The 23,333-nt window shown below is 69.3% G+C and carries 17 protein-coding genes; 12 read left to right on the top strand and 5 right to left on the bottom strand.

The features are described 5' to 3' along the window. The first annotated feature begins 53 nt into the window (after positions 1–53). The 5 genes from hemE (at position 54) to hemC (ending at position 6,122) form a co-directional block, all read left to right on the top strand. Positions 54–1,247, top strand: a complete 1,194-nt coding sequence (gene hemE, locus Q1K09_RS07105; protein WP_300344248.1) for a uroporphyrinogen decarboxylase — start codon at positions 54–56, stop codon at positions 1,245–1,247. Further along, the gene (gene hemG / locus Q1K09_RS07100) at positions 1,244–2,773 is read left to right on the top strand and encodes a protoporphyrinogen oxidase (protein ID WP_300344247.1); all 1,530 of its coding nucleotides are present in this window, start codon (positions 1,244–1,246) and stop codon (positions 2,771–2,773) included. The genes hemE and hemG overlap by 4 nt, the downstream gene beginning before the upstream one ends. Positions 2,774–3,014: 241 nt before the next feature. Beyond that, positions 3,015–3,875, top strand: a complete 861-nt coding sequence (gene hemQ, locus Q1K09_RS07095; RefSeq protein WP_300344246.1) for a hydrogen peroxide-dependent heme synthase — start codon at positions 3,015–3,017, stop codon at positions 3,873–3,875. A 1-nt stretch (position 3,876) separates the two neighbouring features. After that, a complete protein-coding gene (locus Q1K09_RS07090; protein WP_300344245.1) occupies positions 3,877–5,043 on the top strand; it encodes a ferrochelatase in 1,167 nt (388 codons plus the stop codon). A gap of 59 nt (positions 5,044–5,102) precedes the next feature. Next, positions 5,103–6,122: a hydroxymethylbilane synthase gene (gene hemC, locus Q1K09_RS07085; protein WP_300344243.1), complete on the top strand. Its 1,020-nt coding sequence runs from the start codon at positions 5,103–5,105 to the stop codon at positions 6,120–6,122. Positions 6,123–6,184: 62 nt separating this feature from the next. On the opposite strand, the gene Q1K09_RS07080 is transcribed toward hemC, so the two are convergent. Beyond that, positions 6,185–6,361 (bottom strand): hypothetical protein, encoded by a 177-nt coding sequence (locus Q1K09_RS07080; protein WP_300344242.1) that lies wholly within the window; start codon positions 6,359–6,361, stop codon positions 6,185–6,187. Between the two features lie 109 nt (positions 6,362–6,470). Here Q1K09_RS07080 and Q1K09_RS07075 point away from each other — a divergent pair, with 109 nt between their 5' ends. The 3 genes from Q1K09_RS07075 to hemL all read left to right on the top strand — a co-directional run bounded on the left by Q1K09_RS07075 (position 6,471) and on the right by hemL (position 9,932). After that, positions 6,471–7,274, top strand: a complete 804-nt coding sequence (locus tag Q1K09_RS07075; protein ID WP_300344241.1) for a uroporphyrinogen-III synthase — start codon at positions 6,471–6,473, stop codon at positions 7,272–7,274. Between the two features lie 201 nt (positions 7,275–7,475). Next, positions 7,476–8,561 (top strand): porphobilinogen synthase, encoded by a 1,086-nt coding sequence (hemB, locus tag Q1K09_RS07070; protein ID WP_300344239.1) that lies wholly within the window; start codon positions 7,476–7,478, stop codon positions 8,559–8,561. Between the two features lie 69 nt (positions 8,562–8,630). Then, positions 8,631–9,932 carry a glutamate-1-semialdehyde 2,1-aminomutase gene (gene hemL / locus Q1K09_RS07065; RefSeq protein WP_300344238.1) on the top strand — a complete coding sequence of 434 codons (1,302 nt, stop codon included), beginning with the start codon at positions 8,631–8,633 and terminating at the stop codon, positions 9,930–9,932. A gap of 29 nt (positions 9,933–9,961) precedes the next feature. On the opposite strand, the gene Q1K09_RS07060 is transcribed toward hemL, so the two are convergent. The 3 genes from Q1K09_RS07060 to Q1K09_RS07050 form a co-directional block, all read right to left on the bottom strand. Continuing rightward, positions 9,962–10,717: an alpha/beta hydrolase gene (locus tag Q1K09_RS07060; protein ID WP_300344237.1), complete on the bottom strand. Its 756-nt coding sequence runs from the start codon at positions 10,715–10,717 to the stop codon at positions 9,962–9,964. A 130-nt stretch (positions 10,718–10,847) separates the two neighbouring features. After that, on the bottom strand, positions 10,848–11,120 hold the full coding sequence (locus Q1K09_RS07055; protein ID WP_300344236.1) for a hypothetical protein: 273 nt from the start codon (positions 11,118–11,120) through the stop codon (positions 10,848–10,850). A gap of 32 nt (positions 11,121–11,152) precedes the next feature. Next, positions 11,153–11,869, bottom strand: coding sequence for a 3'-5' exonuclease (locus tag Q1K09_RS07050; protein ID WP_300344235.1), 717 nt, complete (start codon positions 11,867–11,869; stop codon positions 11,153–11,155). Between the two features lie 231 nt (positions 11,870–12,100). On the opposite strand from Q1K09_RS07050, the gene Q1K09_RS07045 reads away from it, so the two are divergent. Next, complete coding sequence (locus tag Q1K09_RS07045) at positions 12,101–15,367, top strand: ATP-dependent DNA helicase (protein WP_300344234.1); 3,267 nt, start codon at positions 12,101–12,103, stop codon at positions 15,365–15,367. Continuing rightward, positions 15,364–19,152 carry a UvrD-helicase domain-containing protein gene (locus Q1K09_RS07040; RefSeq protein WP_300344233.1) on the top strand — a complete coding sequence of 1,263 codons (3,789 nt, stop codon included), beginning with the start codon at positions 15,364–15,366 and terminating at the stop codon, positions 19,150–19,152. The genes Q1K09_RS07045 and Q1K09_RS07040 overlap by 4 nt, the downstream gene beginning before the upstream one ends. Here Q1K09_RS07040 and Q1K09_RS07035 read toward each other — a convergent pair whose 3' ends face one another. Beyond that, the gene (locus Q1K09_RS07035; RefSeq protein ID WP_300344232.1) at positions 19,153–20,325 is read right to left on the bottom strand and encodes an MFS transporter; all 1,173 of its coding nucleotides are present in this window, start codon (positions 20,323–20,325) and stop codon (positions 19,153–19,155) included. A gap of 279 nt (positions 20,326–20,604) precedes the next feature. On the opposite strand from Q1K09_RS07035, the gene Q1K09_RS07030 reads away from it, so the two are divergent. Together Q1K09_RS07030 and Q1K09_RS07025 are read left to right on the top strand one after the other, a co-directional pair. Beyond that, the gene (locus tag Q1K09_RS07030; RefSeq protein WP_300344231.1) at positions 20,605–22,245 is read left to right on the top strand and encodes an ABC transporter substrate-binding protein; all 1,641 of its coding nucleotides are present in this window, start codon (positions 20,605–20,607) and stop codon (positions 22,243–22,245) included. Between the two features lie 57 nt (positions 22,246–22,302). Beyond that, complete coding sequence (locus Q1K09_RS07025; RefSeq protein ID WP_300344277.1) at positions 22,303–23,331, top strand: ABC transporter permease; 1,029 nt, start codon at positions 22,303–22,305, stop codon at positions 23,329–23,331. The last annotated feature ends 2 nt before the right edge of the window (positions 23,332–23,333 follow it).

The following is a 23,333-nucleotide window of genomic DNA, read 5'->3' as shown; positions in this document are numbered from 1 at the left end:
GAGGACTGGACCCGCCCGCGGCAGCCTGCTCATCACTGGCAGAATAGGGGACCATGACGACGACGGCTCCCTCTCTGCCCCAGAACCATCCTCTGGTCAGCGGCTTGACCGCCGAGGCGCCCCTGCTGAACCAGTACCGGGGCGGACGCAGCGCCTCGGGCGAACCCGCCGCCCCAAGGCGTCGCCCGGTCTGGTTCATGCGGCAGGCCGGGCGCTCCCTGCCGGAGTACCGCAGGCTGCGCGAGGGCACCACTATGCTCGATGCCTGCCTCAACCCGGAGATGGCAGCAGAGATCACCTGCCAGCCGGTGCGCCGGCATGACGTGGACGCCGCCATCTTCTTCTCCGACATCGTCATCCCGCTGCGCCTGGCCGGCGTGGAGGTGGAGATCCAGCCCGGTGTGGGCCCGGTGCTCCGCTCGCCGGTGCGCACCGCCGCAGACGTCGCCGCGCTGCCGGAGATCGACGAGGTGGCGTTCGCCCCGATCACCGAGGCGGTCCAGCGCACTGTGGAGCAGCTGGGCTCCACTCCGCTGATCGGCTTCGCCGGAGCCCCCTTCACCCTGGCGGCCTATATGGTCGAAGGTCGGCCCTCCCGGGACCACCTGGGGCCGCGGACCATGATGCACGCGGACCCCGAGACCTGGAACGCGCTGGCCGGCTGGGCGGCACGCGCCTCCGGGGCGTTCATGCGCGCCCAGCTGCAGGCCGGCGCCTCCGCAGCCCAGCTGTTCGACTCCTGGGCCGGCTCCCTGGGGCGGGAGGACTACCAGGCCCATGTGCTCCCGCACTCGGCTGCCGCCCTGGACCATGTGGCCGGCCTCGGAGCCCCCCTGGTGCACTTCGGCACCGGCACCAGCGAGATCCTGGACCTGATGCGCACCGCCGGGGCAGATGTGGTCGGCATCGACTACCGGCTCAGCCTGCAGGAGGCCACCCGCCGGCTGGGACCGCAGACCCCCCTGCAGGGCAATATCGACCCGGCCTACCTGACCGCCGACTGGCCGGTGCTGGAACGCCATGTGCGGAAGGTGATCGACGACGGCGCACAGGCGGCCGGACATGTGCTCAACCTCGGCCACGGCGTCCCCCCGGAGACCGACCCGCAGGTGCTCACCCGCGTGGTTGAGCTGATCCACTCCATCGACCCCGCGCCCGCGGCGGAGGCAGCAGCCGGGCAGCCAGGAGCCGGTGGGGCGGGAACCGGGCAGGCAGGAGCCGGGCCGTCCGCTGCGGAGGGCGCGTGACCCAGGCTCGGGACAGCGCCCGGAACAGTGCCGGGGACAGCGCCCCGCCCTGTAACCGGCACCGCGCCGGCCCGGCGGCAGGCCGGCTGATCCGCGCCGCCGTCGTGGGAGGCGGCATTGCAGGACTGACCGCAGCCTGGGAGCTGGCCCGCGCCGGAGCGCAGGTGGACCTCTATGAGGCCGCTGACCGGCTCGGCGGAGCAGTCGCGCCCCTGCACCTCGGGCCGGTGACACTCGACGCCGGCGCCGAAGCCTTCGCCACACGCAGCCCAGCGGTGCCCGAGTTCCTCGCCGAACTGGGTCTGGCGGACGCGATCGTCCACCCTAATCCGGCCGGTGCGTGGCTGCAGCTGCCCCAGCAGGCCGCTCCGCTGCCGGCGACCGGCCTGCTGGGGATCCCCGCCGACCCGCTGGCCGAGGATGTGGTGCGCATCCTGGGGCCGCAGGCTGCCCGCCGCGCCGCAGAGGACCTCACCGCACCGCCGAGCCTCACCGCTGAGGACTCGCCCAGCCTGGGCGAGCTGGTGCGCAGCCGCATGGGCGAGCAGGTGCTGCAGAAGCTGGTGGCACCGATCACCTCCGGAGTGCACTCCGCAGACCCGGACCAGCTGCCCGCCTCCACAGCCCACCCGCGGCTGCTGCCGGCCGTGGTGGAGCACGGCTCACTGGCCCGGGCGGTGGCCTCGCTGCGAGCCCAGGCGCCGGCCGGCTCCGCCGTAGCCTCGCTGCACGGGGGCATGCACACGCTCATCACCGCCCTGCGGCGCCACCTGGACCAGATGGGCTTGAATATTCACCTGCGCAGCCCAGTCACCGACCTCCACCAGCTTGAGGCCGACCACCTAGTGCTGGCCGTGGATGCCCCCACTGCGCAGGCGCTGGCAGCACCGCTGCTAGCCGAAGCCGACAGCCCCGGCACGTCCCGGCAGGTGCAGAACGATGCCGCCGCCGAGAGCACAGCAGCCGAGAGCGCCGAGGAGCGGCAGCCCGGCGGGGGAGTGGCCCTGGTGACGCTGCTGATCAGATCACCAGCCCTGGATGAGCATCCGCGCGGCACCGGCATGCTGGTGGCCCCCACAGTGGAAGGCATAGGAGCCAAAGCGCTGACCCACATCTCAGCGAAATGGGAGTGGGTGCGCCACCGGCTCACCGCAGAGCTGGGGGACAGCCATCACCTGGTGCGGCTCTCCTACGGCCGCATCGGGCAGGCCCACGGGCTGGGTGCCCACTCCACCGACGAGCAGCTGCTCGAGGCAGCCGGCCAGGACATCGGTGCCCTGATGGGTGTGCCGATCGCCCCCGGCGAGATACTCGACGCCGCCGTGGTCCGCTGGCAGCGCGGCCTGCCCGGCGCGGCCCGGCAGCGCATGGACGCCGCGCGCAGCCTGCGCAGCCGCCTGCAGCAGGCGGAGAGCTCCGCCGGCATGCGGGTCACGGCCGCGGGCGCGTGGTTCGCCGGCACCGGCTTCGCCCAGATCATTCCCGATGCCCGGCAGGCGGCGGCCGCGCTGCTGAACAACAGCTGAGCCGCCGTCGCCGTCAGCCCACGCCGGCCCCGGATGACAAAGGCACCTGAGCCGGCGTGGTCGTCGTGCCGTGCTGCCTTCAGACCCACCCAGTTTTCTACACGGCGTAGAAGAGGCTGGCGGGCTCGCGATAGAGTAGCGGTGACGCCCCGGACCCGCCGGAGCCCTCCGGCAGGCTGCGGGCAGCGCAGGTCACCACCGGCGCAGACACCACCAGCACTCACCACCAAGGAGCAGCCCCGTGAGCGAGCACGAGAGCCGGCCGGAGCAGCCCGCCGGGAAGCCGGACGGGCCGCGCTACGGACGCAACCCGCAGCGCACCCCCGAAGAGGTCAACGCCTCCGGCAAAGACTGGTACACCCTGTTCACCGTCTTCTCCCGGGCCGGATCCTCCATCAAGCGGTTCAACCCCGCCGGAGGTCTGCCGCTGGCCGGCGGCAACCGGATCGCCCGCACCGTCACCGACTTCTTCAACGACGCCGAGACCACCGCCGAGGAGTTCGACACCGCGGTGACCGCGCTGCGCGGCGGGGGACTGGGGGTCGACGACGACGCCGTCGAACTGCGCGGGGTCTATGACGTCTCCGGCATGCGGGCCGATGCAGACATCATGCTCTGGCTCACCGGCCACCGGGCGGAGAAGCTCCAGGCCGGGCTGCGCACCTTGCACCGCACCGCACTGCTGAACACCACCGAGATCGCCTTCTCCGCCATGGGTGTCCACCGCACCGCCGAGTTTGCCCGCTCGCACGTGCCGGCCTTCACCCGCGGTGTGGAGGCCGAAGACTGGCTGGTGGTCTACCCCTTCAATCGCAGCTACGACTGGTACCTGATGGACCCGGCCAAGCGGGGAAAGATGCTGCGCGAACACGGCATGCTCGGCCAGCAGTTCCCCTCCGTGCTGGCCAACACCACCTCCGCCTTCGCGCTCAACGACTGGGAATGGCTGCTGGCGCTGGAATCGCCGCAGCTGACCGACCTGGTGGACATGATGCGCGCCCTGCGCGAATCTGAGACCCGCTATCACGTCCGGGACGAAACCCCGTTCTACACCGGACGCCGCCTGCCCCGAACCGCCGACATTCTTGAGGTCCTTGCCTGATATGACCACACAGTCCACTGTGCCGGCCCCCATGCCGGAGGAGTACAACGCCCAGCAGCCCACGGACGCAGAGCGCGGCCGCTTCGACGCCCTGCTGCTGGCCAGCTTCGGAGGCCCCGAGGGCCAGGATGACGTGATCCCATTCCTGCGCAACGTCACCCGCGGCAAAGGCATCCCGGACGAGCGGCTGGAAGAGGTCGCCACCCACTACCGCGCCAACGGCGGGGTCAGCCCCATCAACGAGCAGAACCGGCAGCTCAAAGCCGCCCTGGAGTCTGAGCTTGCCGGACGCGAGATCGACCTGCCGGTCTACTGGGGAAACCGCAACTGGGACCCCTACTTCGCCGACGCCTTCACCCAGATGCACGCCGACGGCCACCGGCGCATCCTGGTGCTGGTCACCTCCGCCTACGCCGGGTACTCCAGCAATGACCAGTACCTGGAAGACTTCGAACGCACCCTGGACGAGACAGGACTGCGCGGTGAGCTCGAGCTGGTCAAGATCCGGCAGTTCTTCTACGACAAAGCCTTCACCCGCCCGAACGAAGAGTTCCTGGCCCACGGAATCCGCCAGGTGCGCGCCCAGCTGGCCGAGGCCGGCAACCCGGAGGGGCGCATCAAGATCCTGTTCGTCACCCACTCCATCCCCACCGCAGTGGCCGAACGGCAGGGCCCTGCCCGGATCCGGGAGCTCTGCGGCACCGATGTCTACACCGCCCAGCACCAGGCGCTGGCCGACTACCTGATGGGCGCAGTCCCAGAGGCTGACGGCCTGGACTACCAGGTGGTCTTCCAATCGCGCTCCGGCAGCCCCTCGACCCCCTGGCTGGAGCCGGATATCAACGACCAGATGGCCGAGGACGCTGCCGCCGGCTATGCGGGCGTGGTGGTGATGCCCTTCGGCTTCGTCTCCGACCATATGGAGGTCATCTGGGACCTGGACACCGAGGCGAAGGAGACCGCCGAAGAGCACAGCCTGGCCTTCCACCGGGCGCCCACCACCGGGACGCATCCGCAGTTCGTCTCCGGGCTGGTGGACATTATGGGTGAGTACCTCACCGGCGCCGGGGACCAGCCGCTGGCCTCAGGTGAGCAGACGGTGCCGGGCGACTGGTCCGACCTCACCGGCGATGGCGGCTGGGGCACTCCGCTGCACCAGGACGCCTGAGATCGGTACGCAGACCCGACTGCGGACCCGCAGCCGAACCGACCGAGAGGGTGAGCACCATGGAGAGAATCCGAGTAGGCACCCGCGGCAGCAGGCTCGCGCTGACCCAGACCACCGCTGCCGCCGAGGCAGTGGCCGAAGCCGCCGGGCTGGAGTTCGAGCTGGTGACCATCAAATCCGAAGGCGATGTGCTCACCGGGCCGCTCAGTCAGCTCGGCGGCACCGGCGTCTTCGCCACTGCGCTGCGTCAGGCACTGTTCGATCAGCGCTGCGATATGGCCGTCCACTCGCTGAAGGACCTGCCGGCCAAGGACCTCGAGGGCCTGAGCATCGCCGCCATCCCGGTCCGCGCCGAGGTCCGCGACGCGCTCTGCGCAACCGATGACCTCACCCTCGAGGAGCTGCCCGAAGGCGCCAAGGTGGGCACCGGCTCGCCGCGGCGGGGCGCCCAGCTGCTGGCGGCCCGGCCAGACCTGGAGATCGTGGACATCCGCGGCAATGTGGGCACCCGGCTGGCACGGGTCAGGGGCCGTGAAGATGCCGCGGAGACCTCCAGTCAGGCGCCGGATGCCGCCCGGGGTGACCTGGACGCGGTGGTGCTGGCCGGCGCCGGACTGGCCAGACTCGGGCTCGAAGAGCACATCAGCGAACTGCTGGACCCTGAGGTTATGCTCCCGGCTCCCGGACAGGGCGCGGTGGCCATCGAGGTCCGCAGCGAGGACGCTGCCGCCTCACAGCCGATGGGCATCGGCCTGGCGCAGGTCGATGACCTGGAGACCCGACTGGAGACCACGGCAGAACGCGCCCTGCTGGCCCGGCTCAATGCCGGCTGCGCGGCCCCCATCGGAGGGCTGGCCAGATGCGCAGAGGAGCCCGACGGCGGCGTGCGCCTGCTGCTGGACACTGTGGTCTGCGCCCCTGACGGCTCGGATGCCCAGCGGGCCGGGACAGAAGTGCACCTGGAGATGGGTTCGGACCGCGAAGCCGCCATCGACCGTGCTGCCGCGCTCGGGGTGGAGGTGGCCGAGACCCTGCTGGCCGAGGATCAGGGCCTGCTGGCCCACGTCGTCGACAGCTGAGGCTGCCGCACGTCCCCTTCCGAGGTGTGATGTGCCCCGTGGTGGCTGCGGGCACCTGAAGCTCACCGGCGGCTCTCGTGTTCCCGCCCGTCGTCGTCCTGCGAGTCGTGAGTCCCCTTCTCGGCCGCCAGCAGCAGTGCTGCTGCCTCCGTGGCGGCCACCGGGATCAGGCTCGTCAGTCGTCTGGCCTCAAATGCTCGGTCGGACCAGGATGAGGCAAGAACGCCCTGCACGGGCATCACTCCTTTGTGGGTTCTGCGGTGCGGGGCACCATTCTGCAGTGATCTGAATCACAGGCATCCTGGTGAAGTGCCGGGTTGCCGCTGCGGCCTGAGTACCCTTGGGAAGGTGACATCCCCGGAACCGCCGCTGCGCATAGTGCTGACCCGCCATCCGGGCCAGGGCAGTGCGCTGGAGCACGCGCTGCGGGACAGCGGATTTCAGGTGGCGCATCTGCCGGTCACCGCCCAGCTGCTGCCCGAGGACATCTCCCCCCTGGAGCGGGCGGTGAAGGAGCTGGCGGCCGGGTGCTATGACTGGCTGCTGCTGACCAGCGCCACTACGGTCCGGGCCCTGCGGGCCGCAGGATGGAACGGCGAAATCCCGGCCGCCACACATGTGGGCGTGGTGGGACCCGGAACGGCCGCTGCCCTGAAAGACCTGGCGCCTGCGCCGTCGCCATGGATGCCCGCCGACCACAGTGCCGCCGGAATACTTGCCGAACTGCCGGCGCCGCAGGCGGGGCACCACATGCTGCTGCCGCAGTCGGCCCAAGCCCGGCCCGAACTGGCCGAGGGCCTGCGCAGCCGCGGCTGGGACCTGCACCACGTCATCGCCTACCAGACCGCTGCGCTGGACAGGCTGCCGGAGGGGCACCACAGGCGGCTGATGCACCCGACGGGAGGGGAGCCCTCGAGTCCCGGGGCGCATAAGTCCTTCACCGCGGCGGATCTCCGCGAAGCCGACGTCGTACTGGTCACCAGCTCCTCCGCCGCCGATGCGCTGCTGCGGCTTCCGCTGCCTGCCGAGCTGGTGCTGCTGGCCATCGGGAAACCCACAGCCGCCGCACTCGCCCAACTCGGCCGCCCCGCCGACGCCGTGCTCAGCCAGCCCACCGCCGCTGGGGTGCAGCAGGCGCTGAGCCGTCTGTGATGCGAAGCCGACTGTGACGCGGGCCCGACGGTGATGCGCAGGAGCGCGCCGGGCCGCAGCGCCGCCGAGACTCCGCGCGCCGGCTGTCTGCCGGTGTCTGCGGCATCCAACTGCTGGGCGTTCACTGACAGCCGAGCCGGACTCAGCCGGCCGGCGGAACAGTAGACTGGGGCCGAGATTCCGACCCGACCAGGAGTTGACGTGGCGCATTTCCCAGCCCAGCGGCCGCGCCGGCTGCGCCGCACCCCCGCGCTGCGCCGGCTGGTGGCCGAAACCCGGCTCCACCCCGCAGACCTGATCCTGCCGGTCTTCGTCCGCGAAGGACTCACCGAGCCAGCCCCGATCAGCTCGATGCCGTCAGTGGTGCAGCACACCGAGCAGACCCTGCTGCAGGCCGCCGAGGAGGCCGCCGCCCTCGGCCTGGGCGGGCTGATGCTCTTCGGAATTCCCGCCCAGCGCGACGCGACCGGCTCGGCCGGGCTGGACCCCGAGGGCATCCTCAACCGCAGCATCCGCGCCGTGAAGGACACTGTGGGCCAGTCGCTGCCGGTGATGAGCGACCTCTGCCTGGACGAATTCACCGACCACGGCCACTGCGGCGTGCTCGACGACGCCGGAGAGGTCGACAACGACCGCACCCTGGAGCTCTACGCGCAGATGGCGGTGGTCCAGGCAGCCTCCGGAGCCGACGTCGTCGCCCCCTCCGGAATGATGGACGGCCAAGTCGCAGTGATCCGGCAGGCCCTGGACGAGGCGGGCCACCACCAGGTGCCGATCCTCGCCTACGCCGCCAAATACGCCTCCGCCTTCTACGGGCCCTTCCGGGAGGCCGTGGACTCCCAGCTCACCGGCGACCGCCGCCAGTACCAGATGGACGCGCCCAACCGGGCCGAGGCCGTCAAAGAGGTGGAGCTGGACCTGGCCGAAGGCGCAGACATGGTGATGGTCAAACCGGCCACCGCCTACCTGGACATCCTCTCCGACGTCGCCGAGATCGCTGACGTGCCGGTGGCTGCCTATCAGGTCTCCGGGGAGTACGCGATGATCGAAGCCGCCGCTGCCCAGGGATGGGTGGACCGGCGGGCGGTGGTGCTGGAGACCCTCACCGCCATCCGGCGCGCAGGGGCCACCTCCGTGCTCACCTACTATGCGGCCGAGGCGGCGCGCTGGCTCCGGGAGGACCTAGCGCCCGAGCCGCCGGTGCAGCACCGCTCCTCCGTGGAGCAGCCGGAGTACCCGCGCACTGCGGACCGGGCTGACGACTCCGGCTTCCCACCGGTCAGCTGAGGTCTCACCCGAGCCCGCACCCTGCCGGACGCCTGACTCTGACCCTGTACCCCGACGAAGGACCACACCGTGACCACCAACCAGGAACTGTTCGACACCGCCCGCGCCCTGATGCCCGGGGGCGTGAACTCCCCGGTGCGGGCCTTCGGCTCGGTGGGCGGGACACCGGTCTCAATGGTGAAGGGATCCGGACCGTATCTGACCGATGCCGAGGGCAGAGAGTACGTGGATCTGGTGGGCTCCTGGGGACCCGCGCTGCTGGGACACAGCCACCCGGAGGTGATCCAGGCGGTGCACCGCGCCGTGGACGCCGGACTGGGCTTCGGCACCTCACACCCAGCGGAGACGCGGCTGGCTGAGCTGGTCCGGTCCCGGGTGCCCGGGGCAGAGATGATCCGGATGGTCTCCACCGGAACCGAAGCCACGATGACGGCCATCCGGCTGGCACGCGGGGCCACCGGCCGCAATCTGGTGGTGAAGTTCGCCGGCTGCTACCACGGTCACTCCGACGGTCTGCTGGCCGCCGCCGGCTCCGGGGTGGCCACCCTGGGGCTGCCCGGCTCCGCCGGCGTCACCGAAGCCCAGGCGTCGGAGACGATCGTGATCGAGTACAACGACTACGCGGCGCTGGACGCAGTGTTCGCCGAGCACAGGGATCGGATCGCGGCCGTGATCACCGAGGCGACCCCTGCCAATATGGGCGTGGTGCCCCCTGAGCCGGGCTTCAACCAGCACATCCGGAAGCTCACCGCAGACTACGGGGCGCTGATGATCTTCGATGAGGTGATGACCGGCTTCCGCATCACCGAGGCGGGCTATTGGGGCGCAGAAGGCCGCCAGGAGGGCTGGACTCCGGACCTGTTCACCTTCGGGAAGGTCATCGGCGGAGGACTGCCCACCGCTGCGGTGGCCGGCCGCGCAGAGGTGATGGAGCATCTGGCACCCACCGGCCCGGTGTACCACGCCGGCACGCTGTCGGGGAACCCGGTGGCTATGGCCGCGGGTGTTGCCACTCTGGAGCTCGCCACTGCCGAGGTGTACTCACGGATCGACCAGAATGCGCAGGTGGTGGCCGATGCGCTGGCCGCCGCATTGGACGACGCCGGGGTCGACCACACGATCCAGAAGGTCGGCTCCCTGTTCTCGGTGGCCTTCGGCACCTCCACCACCGGGGTGCACAACTACACCCAGGCCCAGGGCCAGGAGTCCTACCGGTACGGGCCGTTCTTCCACGCGATGCTGCAGGCCGGGGTCTATCTTCCCCCGAGCGTCTTCGAGGCATGGTTCCTCTCAGCCGCGCACGACGACGCCGCAGTGGAACGCATTGTGGCGGCCCTGCCGGCCGCGGCCCGCGCGGCTGCCGAGGCGTAGCCCGGCCATGCGTCTGAGACCCCAGCAGATCAGTCCAAGTACTGGTCAGCCCACGCGCTGATGATCTTGCCTGCTCGGGCTGCCTGCCTATCGGCGGTGAGCAGGTGGTCGGAGCCTTCGAGGGCCACAAAGCTGCGGGGGTGCTTGGTGGCCCAGAAGAGCGTGCTGGCGTTCTCGATGCTGACGGTGTTGTCGGTGGGGGAGTGCATCACCATGAACGGCACCGATAAGGCACGGATCTTGTCGTCGATGTCGGCACGGCGCACATCCTCGACGAAGTCCCGCTTCAGAGTCAGCGCCCGGCCGCCGACGAGCCACTGGGCTTCACCATCGGTCACCGCGCGATCGGCGACCGCATCGTAGTGATGCTCGACGTGGCTCGGATCGGCCGGCGCGCCGATGCTGACCACAGCGCGGACACCGGGAGCCCGGCCTGCCGCTGCGATCACCGCAGCACCACCCCAGGAATGCCCCACCAGGAGGTCCGCCGGGGTGCCTCGCTCAGCCATGAACTGGCATGCCTGCACGGTGTCCTCCACCTTGCGGGTGAAGGACCCGTCGCCCCAGTCCCCTTCAGAGTCACGCAGACCTAGGGCGTCGAAGCGGAGCATGCCGATGCCCTCACTGGCGAGCTGCTTGCAGATCCGCGAGGCGGCGGGGCTGTCCTTACCGAGCGTAAAGCCGTGGACGAAGACTCCCCACCCACGGACCTCGCCGAGGGGCTGGTCGATCAGGCCCGCCAGCAGCGGCCCGGAGGAGCTGGGAAACTCGACAGATTCAGCCATGGTCAACCTCTACACCAGCACCTAGCATCCGCGCCAGCTGAGCTCACACCGGACCCGATGAGAGAGGCCATCAGGCATCCGGAGCGCCTGAGACCGGATTGACCTCAGGCCGCACTACCCGGCGCGGGTCTCAGCCGAGGCCCAGCACGCCCAGCACTGCAGGAAGCTCCCCGACCGAGCCGACACCGTAGTCCACATACTGGCGCCGCCACTGGCGGAAGAGGAAGAAGCCCAGGGCGAAGATGATGATCGCAATGATGATCACCGCCGGGGGCAGCGCTCCGCGGGCGGTGCGCGGAACGTCAGCGGCGTGGTCGCGATCGCATCGCCGGTCAGACCCGGACTCGGGGCCCTGCCCGTCGGGCTCGCCCGACTCGTGCGGGTCATTCTGCGGTGCGGTCATAGTCCGATTATCTCCCACCGGCGGCGCGGAGCCTACAGCGGCCAGGCGCCGTCGATGACCGCATCCGGCTTGGTCCGGCGCAGGAACGCCTGAAAGTCAGCCGCCTGCTCAGCCTTCCACCCCACCTGAAGATCGTGCAGCTGCTCGGCCGGAACCTGCAGCTGGGGATACTTTTCCGCCAAGCAGTCGGCCACCTCCACCGCAGCCAGGGCGTCCGGGGCCGCAGAATGCGCCTCGCTGAGCATCACCCCGTAGACATTGCACAGATCACCCAGCCGGCGCTTGCCGCGGCGGTACTTATCCAGCTGCTTGTCCAGCACCAGGGGGTCGATCACCGGTTTGGGATCCGGGAACCCGACTCCGTAGCGAGCGGCCTCGGCGCGCAGCACCGCCAGGTCATAGGGAGCGTTCATCACCACCACCGCGGCGCCGGACTCGAACTCCTTGGTCAGCTGCACCACAATCTGCCCCACCGCCTCGGCGGCCGGCTGGCCCTCCGCACGAGCCTGCTCAGTAGAGATCCCGTGAATGGCGGTGGTCTCCACCGGGATCTCCACACCCGGATCCACCAGCCACTCCTGCACCCGGGGTCCGGCCGCATCGGCGGGATCAAAGGCCACCAGGGCGGCGGAGACGATCCGGGCCTCCGCCGGAAACCGTGAGGTGGTCTCCAGGTCGAAGCCCACCCGGCGGCCAAGATGCCAGGAATCGGCCGCGGTCGGCAGGTCGAACAGCGCCTCGTTCTGCATGCAGCAAGACTACCGCCCGGCCCGGAGACCGCTGCGATCCGCCTGCCACGAATCGATGTCGCAGCCCGGCGCTACCGTGGAATCACGGCCGCACCGAAAGCCGCCGCAGCTGATCGATGCATCAGACCCAGCAGCAGCCGAGACACCGGCAGCCGACGAAGACCCGGAGCACCGTCAGCGGCACTCCGTAGAGCCGCCCGGCAGAGAGGGGAGACCTGTACCGTGGACAAGGTGACCACTGCGCTTGCCCCTGACCGGCCCACGCTGCTGCTGGGAGCACCCGGGGCCGGGAAGACCGCTGCGGCCGTGGACTCGGCCGTAGAGTTTCTGGCCGCGGGGGAGGACTCCTCCCGGCTGCTGGTGGTCTCACCCACCAGGGACTCCGCCGCCGGGCTGCGCGACGCCATCGAGGCTGCCTGGGGAAGAGTCAATCCCGAGGGGGCCTTCAGCGAGCAGCCCTCAAAATCCTTCGCCGCCTACGCCTTCTGGGTCCTGGGCCGGGCCCGGCAGCTCGGCGCGCTCAGCTTCCGCGCCCGCACGCCCCGGCTGCTCACCGGCGCGGAGCAGGACCGCATCATCAGCCAGATCCTCACTGAGCTGTCCGCCGAGGGCGCCACCCAGCAGTGGCCTGACTCAGTGCGCGGCGCCGCCGGCACAGAGGCGTTCCGCCGCGAGGTCCGCGAACTGTTCGACCGTGCCCGGGAGCACGGTCTGAGCCCGGAGGACCTGCTCACTGCCGCTGACCAGCAGGGCGTGGAGGAGTGGAGGCCCGCCGCCGAGATCTACTCCAGATATCTGGAGCGCTTCTCCTCCCCGGAGTTCGAGGACGCCTTCGACCCCGCCGGGCTGATCAGCGAGGCCGTCCGGCTCCTGAAGTCCCACCCCGAGCTGCTGGACAGCGAGCGCAGCCGACTGCGGCGGATCATCATCGACGACGCGCAGGAGGTCAGCCCCAGCGTCCTGACGCTGCTGAGCCTGATCGGCTCCGGCAAGCCCGTACTGGCCCTGGCCAACCCGGACGCGGTGACCCAGGGGTTCCGCGGAGCGGCCCCGGAGAAGCTGAAGGACTGGGACCGCCTCATGACCCCGCAGACTGTGCAGGCGCAGCGTCAGCTGCAGGCCGAGCTGGGGGAGGATGAGCCGCTGACCACAGTGGCGATGCTCAACCCTCACCACCGGATGAGCCCTGGGGTAGCCGGCGTCTACGCCCGCACCGTCCAGTTCATCCCCGCTCTCCGGGCAGGGCTGCGTGAGGCGCTCGCAGCTGACCTGCACACACCCAGCGACCAGGACCAGAAGGCCGATCAGGCTGGCCCACCAGAAGCTGAGGCGGTCACCGCCGTCAGCGAGCACGCCGCAGAGCGCGCCGTACTTGCCGAAATCCTGCACCGGCACGACCAGCACCAGGTGCCGTTCAGCCAGATCGCAGTCATCGCCCGCAGCGGAGCCTCGGCCCGGCGCACCGCCCGGATGCTCACCGCCCACGGCATCCCGGTCCGCCAGTCCATGCGGGACGTGGTGCTCAACCAGGAACCGGCTGTGGTGCCGCTGCTGAGCATCATCGAATGGGCCACCGATCCCGCAGCCGGTGAGATCGAACTGCCGGCGCTGCTCAGTCTGCTCAGCTCGCGGTACGGGGGTGCCGACGCCTTCGCCCTGCGGACCCTGCGCCAGCAGCTGCGCCGCACGGAGCGGCAGCAGGCTGCAGCTGAGGGCCGCGAGCCTCGCAGCTCCGATGAGCTGATCCTCGCCGCCGCGGCTGACCCGCAGGACCCGCTGCTCGCCGTCTGGGCGAAGCCTGCCACCCAAGAGCAGGAGGAGACCACCGCCTACGGGCTGAAGCGGATAGCGATGATGCTGCACGCGGCCCGCACCGGGGTTCAGGAGGGCCGGGTGCTGCCCGGCGAGCTGCTGTGGGAGATCTGGGCCGCCGCGGATCTGGCCGAGCGCTGGCGGCAGGCCAGCTTCGGCACCGGATGGGAGGCCGAACAGGCGGATGCCGACCTCGACGCCGCGCTGGCCCTGTTCCACGCCGCCGACCGGTTCGAGACCCAGAATCCCGGAGCCGACGCGGCAGCCTTCGCTGAGCATATGCAGCGGCTGGAGCTGCCGATGGACACCCTGGCGGAGACCCATTCCGAGCACGACGCGGTGGAGATCCTCACCCCGACCACCGCCGCCGGCCGCCAGTTCAACACCGTCATACTCGTCGACCTCCAGCAGGGCATCTGGCCCAACCTGAGGCCCCGCGGGGCGCTGCTGCGCAGCCGGGAACTGGCCCAATGGGCAGAGGGCGCCGCCTACCCGGGAAGCCAGAGCCTCATGGTCCAGCGTGTACAGACGCTGCAGGACGAATACCGGCTCTTCGCCGCCGCCGTCTCCCGCGCCACCAGCCGGCTCTTCGCCGTGGCCGTGGACTCCGCCGAGGAGCGGCCCAGTCCGCTGCTGGAACTCATCACCCCGGCCGAGGACCGCCCGGCGCCCGCCGAGCGCAGGGTGCGGCTGCTCACCGAAGCAGCACTGGTCGCCGAACTTCGCCGCACCCTGGAGACCGAGCTGAGCGCAGACCCCGACTCGCCCACCGCGGCGGCCCACCAGGCCGCCCAAGCCTTGGCGCACCTGGCCGAGCACGGAGTGCGAGCAGCGCACCCGAACACGTGGTGGGGGCTGCCCCTGCTGACCACCGAGGAGCCCCTCACCTCCCCGGAGGCCCCGCTGCGGATCTCCCCCTCGGCAGTGGAGGCCGCCATCACCCAGCCGCTGCAGTGGTTCACCAGCCGAGCCGGCGGCACCGAGCCGGCGGAGTTCCACCGCATGCTCGGCACCATGATTCACCAGATCGCCGAGGAGCACCCCACCGAGCTCGAGGTCGCGGCCCTGCACCAGGTGCTCGAGGACAGATGGCACACCCTGCGACTGGAGGGCTGGGAGGCTGAGGCGCAGAAGCTGCTGGCCAAAGAGATGCTCACCAAACTGGTCAAATACCACCAGAAGGAATCCCACCGGGAGGTGGTCGCCACGGAGGCCCAGGGCGCCGCGGAGCTCACCGTGGCCCACCAGGGGCGCGACTACCAGCTGCGCATCAGCGGCAGCATGGACCGGATCGAACGCCACGAGGGCGCCCTGCGGATCATCGACCTGAAGACCGGCAAGCACATTCCCTCTCAGGATGAGACGCAGCGCCACCCGCAGCTGGGCATATACCAAGTCCTGGCAGCGCACGACGCGCAGCTGCGCCAGCTCGGCGAGGTGGAGACCGCCGCGCTGCTGAACATCCGCAAGAACAAGAGCGCTGCTCTGCGCAGCCAGGAGCCGGTCCCCGTCGACGACGATCAGGCCTGGGTCTACCAGCAGCTGCGCCTCGCAGCAGAAGTGATGACCAGCCCGACCTTCGAGGCCCGCCATGAGGCGTCCGGCCAGGCCGGACGATTCACCCCATGCCGGGTCGGCCCGCTGTGCCCCCTGTGCGACGACACCAAGCAGGTGACCCAACCATGAGCTCCCACCACGCAGTGCCCCACCACACAGCGCCCCGCTACACCGCCGATGAGCTCTCCGCCCTGCTGGAGGAGAAGTTCGCACCCACCCCCCAGCAGCGCGCCGTGATCGAAGCGCCGCTGGAGCCGATGCTGGTCACCGCCGGCGCCGGCTCAGGCAAGACCAAGACGATGGCCGACCGGGTCGTCTATCTGGTCGCCAACGGGCTGGTCAAACCCCACGAGATCCTCGGGGTCACCTTCACCCGCAAGGCCGCAGGCGAACTCGCCGAACGCGTCACCGGAAAACTCACCCTCCTGGTCCAGAAGCAGCTGATCCGCGCCGAGGACATCATTCCCCCCGAACTCGCCGCCGCCCTGCCCACTGACAGCACCGAGGACGACGCCGTCGTCACCGAAACCGCCGCGCAGCTGCAGAACTACCTGACCAGCCTGCTGGAGCCGACCATCTCCACCTACCACTCCTATGCGCACTCCCTGGTCAGCGAGTACGGGATGCACATCGGCATCGAGCCGGAGGCCGAACTGGTCGGAGGGGCAGCCGCCTGGCAGCTGATCATCCCCCTGATCGAGAGCTATCCCGACGGCGAGGCGCTCATCGAGGCCGAGGCCAACACCTCCACCCTGGCCGAGCAGGTGCTCAAGCTCTCCCAGGACATGGCCGAGCATCTGCAGACCCCGCAGAGCGTCATCGCCTGGCTGGACGGGCAGATCGACCAGGCCGAATCCTTCGGGCCGCTGCCCAATAAGGAAGCCACAGGCCTGCTGCGAATGCTGCGGCTGCGCCGCGAGACCGCCAAGCTCACCCAGGCGTACCAGGACGTCAAGACCGAGCAGGGGCTCATGGACTACGGCGACCTGCTGCGCTACGCGGCCCAGCTGGCCTCCGAGGTCGAACAGGTTCGCATCCGCGAGCGGCAGAAGTACAAGATCGTGCTGCTCGACGAATTCCAAGACACCTCCCACGCCCAGCTGGAGCTCTTCGCCCACCTCTACGGGACGGGCACCGGCCACGCCGTCACCGCCGTCGGCGACCCCAACCAGTCCATCTACGGATTCCGGGGAGCCTCCGCCGGCCAGCTCTTCCAATTCCCCCAGAAATTCGCCCTCACCCCGGAGCAGGCGGCCCGGAGCCGAGGCCACGGGACCCCGGGGCTGAAGCAGCTGACCATCGCCTGGCGCAACGGCCGGCGCATCCTGGACGTCGCCAACACCCTGGTGGACCCCTTCACCCGGGACACCGGCAAATACTGGCACGCCCCCACTGCCCACCTGCGGAGCAAGCTGCACACCCTCATCACCGCAGACCGGATGACCACAGACGGCGGGCTGCTCACTGAAACAGGCCGCCCGGTGGAGGATCCCGCCGCGGACCCGGTGCCTGAGCAGCAGCGGATCGTCCCACCGGAGAAGATCGCCGACGGCTCCGTAGCCTACGGATTCTTCACCACCGAGGCCGAGGAGACCGAGGCCATCGTGGCCGAGATGAAGCACCAGCTCAGCTCGGGCCAGTACGCAGAGCCCCCGAAGTGCGCTGTACTGGCCACCACCCACGGCCAGCTCGCCGCCATCGCAGAGGGGCTGCGCCACGCCTCCGTTCCCTATGAGCTGGCCAGCACCTCCGGACTGCTGCACACCCCGGAGGTCGTCGAAGTCATCTCCTACCTTCGCGTGCTCGCCGACCCCAAACGCTCCGATGAGCTGCTGCGCATCCTGGCCGGCGCCCGGTACCGGATCGGCCCCAAAGACCTCTACCAGCTCGGCCGCAGCGCAGCCGGACTCGCAGGCAGCCGCACGGCAGGCACCGGCAGAGACACCGACGAGGACGAGGTGGAATCCCTCGAACCGGAGCTCGACGAGATGGCCTCCCTCGTCGAAGCCCTGGAGAACTTTCACGTCGACCCGGAGGCCGCGGAGGAGGACCGGTACGGATTCAGCCCCGAGGGCGCCCGTCGGCTCGGGCAGGCCCGCGACCACCTCCGCACCCTGCGCACACTGCTGCACCTGGACCTGGGCTCACTGATCCACCGGATCACCCAGGAGACCGGACTGGGCACTGAGATCGCCGCCCGACCCTGGGAGGCCAGCACCCAGCCCACCCGGCAGATCGACGCCCTGATCGAATACGCCCACGCCTTCGCCACCAGCTCATCCAGCCAGGACATCACCGCGTTCCTCGACTGGCTGAAAGCCGCCGAGGACCAGGAGCGCGGCCTTGAGCAGGCCCCTGCCGACCCCACCCCCGGAGCAGTCCAGCTGCTGACCGTCCACGCCTCCAAAGGGCTGGAATGGGACGTAGTCGCCGTCGCCGGGCTGCGGACCGGCAAGTTCCCCAAATCCTCCCGCATGGTCTCCCGGTGGACGAAGAACGACGGCGACCTGCCCTGGCCGCTGCGCGGCGACTGCGCATCCCTGCCCCAGTGGACCCCCCAGTACGACGACGATTCGCCCAAGCGACGGGCGCAGATCTGGGCCCGCTCCGCCGGCGCGACGACCTCCCCGAAGGACTATGAGGGCACGATCTATAAGGAGGACTGCATAGAATTCGCCGAGGAGGAGGAGCGCCGACTGGCCTATGTGGCGTTCACCCGAGCCAAGACTCGGCTGCTGGTCACCGGGGCCTGCTTCTACGGGGCCAGCGGCGGGCAAGACGCTTCGGTCTTCCTCAAGGAGATCCGCCAGCTCGCCCAGTCCAGCCCCCACCCCGAGGGCTTCGAGGAGCTGGCCTGGCACGAGTACGACGACGATGAGCAGAACCCGCGCAGCGACTACACGCTGATCTCCGCCTGGCCCTACGATCCGCTGGCCGCTCGTGAGATCACCTACAAGGTTCTGCAGAAGGCCGACCTGGAGGACCATACCTCCATCGACACCTTCACCGACCCGGAGCCGCCCCCCGCGCCCGAGCCTGTGCGCGCCTCCCGCCGGCCTGCTCTGGAGGCGGCCGCCGCGCTGGTGGCCCAGCACCTTGACCACGGAGTGGATCTCACCGCCGCGGAGAGCAACCAGCGGCTCGAAGAGGCCCGGCTGGTCACCCGCAGGGCGGCAGCGCGCAGCACCCTGCACAGCGAGCCCGAGCTGCCCGGACAGCTGGCCGCCTCCTCCGTGGTGGCCCTGGCGCAGAGTCGTGAGCAGGTGCTGCAGCAGGCACGCCGGCCCATCCCGCAGCGGCCCTCCTCGGCGGCCCGCCGCGGCACAGCCATCCACAACATCATCGAGCAGGTCCTGGAGGTCCAAGGCTCGCTGCCGGAGATCGACGAGCTCTTCGCCGCCCGGATCGCCGAGGATGAGGCCGGCGACCTGGACCTCGAAACCGTGCGGGAGACCTACCGGTCCAGCCGGTGGGCCCAGTGGCCGGCCTTCGCCGTTGAGATTCCGCTGGAGACCACCCTGGCCGGGGTCACCCTGCGCGGACGCATCGACGCAGTCTTCGCCAAGGACGCAGACGGAGAGCCGCTGAGCAACGAGACCTACCACCGATGGATGAGCCGGCCGAAGGCCGCCCGCGACGAGCTGATGAGCCGCTGCACCTTCGAACTGGTCGACTGGAAGACCGGCGCCGTGCCCACCGGTGAGGACATGCGGGACAAGGAGCTGCAGCTGGCCGTCTACCGCGTTGCCTTCAGCCGCCTCTACGGCGTCTGCGAAGACAGCATCACCTGCCACTTCCTCTACCTGGACCAAGGGGTCACCCACTCGCCCGAGCAGCTCGACGACGCAGCGGCACTGGCCGCCCGCATCCGAGGTGAGAAGCCGGCAGCCCACGCTGGGCCGGCGTCGTCGTAGTCAGACCTTCTGACCCGCCCGACGGGTCAGCCATATCGAATACAGGCACAGCAGCGCGCCGACACCAGCTGCGGCCGCCCCCGCGAAACTGGGGGCCCGCAGCCCGAACCCGGCGTCGATCACTGCTCCGCCGACCACCGCGCCCAACGCATTGGCAGCGTTGAACGCCGAATGGTGGAAGCTGGCCGCCAGCTGCGGAGCCTTCGGAGCCGTATCGATCAGGTGAGTCTGCATCGAAGGGCCCAAAGCGCTGGCGGCAAGGCCCACCAGGAACAGGAAGATCAGCATGGGCACCGGCATATGCGCCGTGGCGGCGAAGCAGGTCAGCAGCACGGCCACCAGCGTCATCGCCACCAGCACCGTGCCCAGCACCGACTTGTCGGTGAAATAGCCGCCCACAAAATTGCCGATCACCCCGCCGAATCCGAACAGCAGCACCACCCAGGGCAGCACCGCATCCGGAAAGCCGGTGACCTCCGCGCTGACGTGGGCGATATACGCGTAGAGAGCGAACATCCCGGAGAAACCGATCACCGCCAGCACAATGCCGACCCACAGCCTCTGATTGGCCAGTCCGGCCAGTTCGGCGCGCATCGAGGCGCCGGCCGGGGTCCTCTGCCGCGGAGCCCAGGCGGCCACCGCGGCGATGGTGATCAGCGCCAGCAGAGCCACCACCATATACATCCACCGCCAGCCGAACATCTGGCCCACCCAGGTCACCGCAGGAACCCCAGCCACATTGGCAACCGAGATTCCGCCCAGCACCACCGAGATGGCCCGCGCCCGCTTAGCCGGGCCGGCCATCTGGGCCGCCATCAGTGCGGCGGTGGCGAAGTATGCTCCGTGCGGCAGCCCGGAGGCGAACCGGCCGACCAGCATCGCCTCATAGCTGGGAGCGAAGAAGCTGAAGATATGGGCCGCGATGAACAGCACCAGCAGCGCCACAGCATAGGACTTCCGCTCCCGCTTGGCGCCCAGCAGCGAGAGCACCGGAGCCCCGACCACCACCCCGATGGCATAGGCGGCCACCAGGTGGCCGCCCTGAGCGATGGAGACCTCCAGATCCGCCACGGCCTCCCGCTGCAGGCCCATGATCGCGAACTCGGTGACACCGATGGCGAACCCGCCGATGGACAGCGCAAGAATCGCCAGGGCGAGCTGGGTGCGCGTCATCCTCGGCCCTCCAGGCTCCACCACCGGGACCGGGCCAGTGGCAGACGGGTCGTTCCCGGGCGTCGTCGTGCTGCTCACCCCTGCCCAAACCGCCGCCGTCGGCCGCTCATTCCCGCACGTCCGAATTCCGAGACGCCCGCAGCTGCCGAGGAATCCATGCAGACACAATATGACGCCTGCGAGCGCACGCCGCAGATAATTGCCCCGTGAAACTGTGGTAACAATGGGACACACGCCGTCATATGACGGCACTCACACCTGATGAGAAAGGCCCCATTGATGAGGCACACCACCACTCACCGGCGCAGTCGCGCCCTAGCCGGCACAGCACTGGCCGCAGCACTGCTGCTCTCCGCCTGCGGCGGCGGCAACGGAGATGACGGCGGCAACGGCGGGGCAGAAGGTGGCGGCGGCGGTGACATTCTGATCGGCACCACCGACGTCAAAGTGGCCATCGACCCTGCCGGGTCCTATGACAACGCCAGCTTTCTGATCATGAACCAGGTCTACCCGTTCCTGCTGAACAGCCGGCCCGGGGAGTCCGAGGTGGAGCCGGACATCGCCGAGACCGCTGAGTTCACCGGAGAGACCGAGTTCACCGTCACCCTCAAGGAGGGTCTGACGTTCGCCAACGGCAACGAGCTGACCTCTTCGGACGTGAAGTTCAGCTTCGACCGGCAGACCGAGATCATGCACGAGAACGGGCCAGCCTACCTGCTGGGCAACCTGGAGTCCGTGGAGACCCCGGACGAGCAGACTGTGGTCTTCCACCTGGCCGAACCTGATCAGACCTTCCCCCAGGTGCTCTCCAGCCCAGTCGCCCCCATCGTGGACGAGGAGGTCTTCCCCGCCGACGAGCTGCTGCCCGACGACGACATCGTGGCCGAGCAGGCCTTCGCCGGCCCTTACGTGATCGACGACTACAGCTTCAACGACATCGTGACGCTCTCACCCAATGAGGCCTACGACGGCCTGCTGGGCGCGCCGGAGAACGACTCCATCACCATTGAGTACTTCTCCGAGTCCTCCAACCTGCGGATGGCCGTGGAGCAGGGCGATGTGGACATCGCCTACCGCACCCTGCTGGCCACCGATATCGACGACCTGCGTGACGCGGAGGGTCTGAACATCGTCGAAGGACCCGGCGGCGAGATCCGCTACCTGGTCTTCAACCTCGCCATCATGCCGTACGGCTCCGAAACCGAGGAGGCTGACCCAGAGGCGGCGCTGGCCATCCGCCAGGCCGTGGCCGACATCCTGGATCGCGAGGAGATCTCCGAACAGGCGTTCCTGGACACCTACACCCCGCTGTACTCCTTCGTGCCGGAGGGACTCCCCGGAGCCAACCAGGCGCTGATGGAGCTCTACGGCGACGGCAACGGCGGTCCCGACCCCGACCGCGCCGCAGACCGGCTGGAGGAGGCCGGAGTGGAGACCCCTGTGGAGCTGCACATCGAATACGGCACCGACCGCTACGGTGAGGCCTCAGCCGATGAGTACGCCATGATCCGCGACCAGCTCAACGACACCGGCCTGTTCGACGTGACCATCCAGTCCACCGAATGGACCCAGTTCACCGAGGAGCGCACCCAGGACATCTACCCGGTGCACCAGCTGGGCTGGTTCCCCGACTACCCGGATGCGGACAACTACCTCTCCCCGTTCTTCCACTCGGAGAACTTCTTGGCCAACCACTTCTCCGATGAGGAGGTCGATGAGGCCCTCATCGAGCAGGTCACCGAGGAGGATCCCGAGGAGCGGGAGGCCAAGATCGAGGAGCTGCAGTACATGGTGGGCGAGCATCTGCCCACCCTGCCCATGCAGCAGGGATCGCAGATCGCGGTGACCGCCGACTACATCGACGGTGTGGTGCTGGATGCCTCCTTCAAGCTCCGGTTCGGCTCCATCACCGCGGAGTGACCCGGACGAGTGAGCGCAGCACCTCCTGCAGCGCCGACCAAGCGGACTGGCGGTCAACTGATCGCCAGTCCGCTGGTGCGCTACATCATTGTCCGCTTCCTGCTGATCATCCCCACGGTGTTCATCCTGGTCACCATGGTGTTCGTCTTCATGCGGATCATCGGGGACCCGATCACCGCGGCCCAGGGCGGCCGGCTCTCCGCGGCCCAGCTGGACCAGATGCGCGAAGCCGCCGGGTACAACCGGCCCCTTGTGGTCCAGTACTTCGAATACCTCGGCCAGATCCTGCGCGGGGACTTCGGCACCACGCTGTCAGACAACCGGCCGGTCACCGAAGTGCTGGTCACCTACGGCAGCGCCACTGTGGAGCTGGTCTTCTACGGGCTGATCGTGGCCTTCCTGATCGGCATCCCCCTGGGCATGATCGCCGCAGCCAAACGGGACAGATGGCCCGACGCAGGCCTGCGGCTCTTCGCCATCCTGGCCTACGCCACACCGGTGTTCTTCCTGGGCCTGCTGCTGAAGCTGGTCTTCTCCGTCTGGCTGGGCATCCTGCCCACCTCAGGCCGGGCCTCTTCACGCACCCGGATCGAACTCTCCCGGATGGAGGACCCCACCGGGATCTATCTCATCGACGCGATCCGCGTCGGTGATCTGAGTGACGTGGCCGATGTGCTCCAGCACGCGGTGCTGCCCGCCACCGCGCTGGGCCTGCTCACCGCAGGGGTGTTCCTGCGCCTGGTGCGCACCAATATGATCGGCACCCTGGCCATGGACTACATCGACACCGCCCGGTCACGGGGCGTGAGCGAATACCGGCTGGTGCGCAAGCACGCCTACCGGCCAGCACTGATCCCGATCGTCACCGTGATCGGTATGCAGACCGCGATGCTGCTGGGCGGGGCGGTGCTCACCGAGACCACCTTCGAATGGCGCGGGCTGGGCTTCCAGCTGACCCACTACCTTTCAGCCCGCGATTTCATCGCCGTCCAGGGCATCGTTGCGCTGCTGGCGGTCATCGTGGCAGTGACCAACTTCCTGGTGGACATCATCGTGGCCCTGATCGACCCCCGCGTGAGGTATTAGCA

The organism is Nesterenkonia sp. (assembly GCF_029265375.1).
In the GTDB taxonomy this organism is placed as follows: domain Bacteria; phylum Actinomycetota; class Actinomycetes; order Actinomycetales; family Micrococcaceae; genus Nesterenkonia.
Note: the sequence above shows the minus strand (reverse complement) of the source record. Positions and strands in the feature narration are given on the sequence as shown.

Coding starts and splice junctions, on each gene's coding strand:
- Q1K09_RS07035 (WP_300344232.1), bottom strand. CDS start 20,325: ATGACGCGCACCCAGCTCGCCCTGGCGATTCTTGCGCTGTCCATCGGC.
- hemC (WP_300344243.1), top strand. CDS start 5,103: ATGGAGAGAATCCGAGTAGGCACCCGCGGCAGCAGGCTCGCGCTGACC.
- Q1K09_RS07090 (WP_300344245.1), top strand. CDS start 3,877: ATGACCACACAGTCCACTGTGCCGGCCCCCATGCCGGAGGAGTACAAC.
- Q1K09_RS07080 (WP_300344242.1), bottom strand. CDS start 6,361: ATGCCCGTGCAGGGCGTTCTTGCCTCATCCTGGTCCGACCGAGCATTT.
- Q1K09_RS07055 (WP_300344236.1), bottom strand. CDS start 11,120: ATGACCGCACCGCAGAATGACCCGCACGAGTCGGGCGAGCCCGACGGG.
- Q1K09_RS07030 (WP_300344231.1), top strand. CDS start 20,605: ATGAGGCACACCACCACTCACCGGCGCAGTCGCGCCCTAGCCGGCACA.
- Q1K09_RS07040 (WP_300344233.1), top strand. CDS start 15,364: ATGAGCTCCCACCACGCAGTGCCCCACCACACAGCGCCCCGCTACACC.
- Q1K09_RS07050 (WP_300344235.1), bottom strand. CDS start 11,869: ATGCAGAACGAGGCGCTGTTCGACCTGCCGACCGCGGCCGATTCCTGG.
- Q1K09_RS07060 (WP_300344237.1), bottom strand. CDS start 10,717: ATGGCTGAATCTGTCGAGTTTCCCAGCTCCTCCGGGCCGCTGCTGGCG.
- hemE (WP_300344248.1), top strand. CDS start 54: ATGACGACGACGGCTCCCTCTCTGCCCCAGAACCATCCTCTGGTCAGC.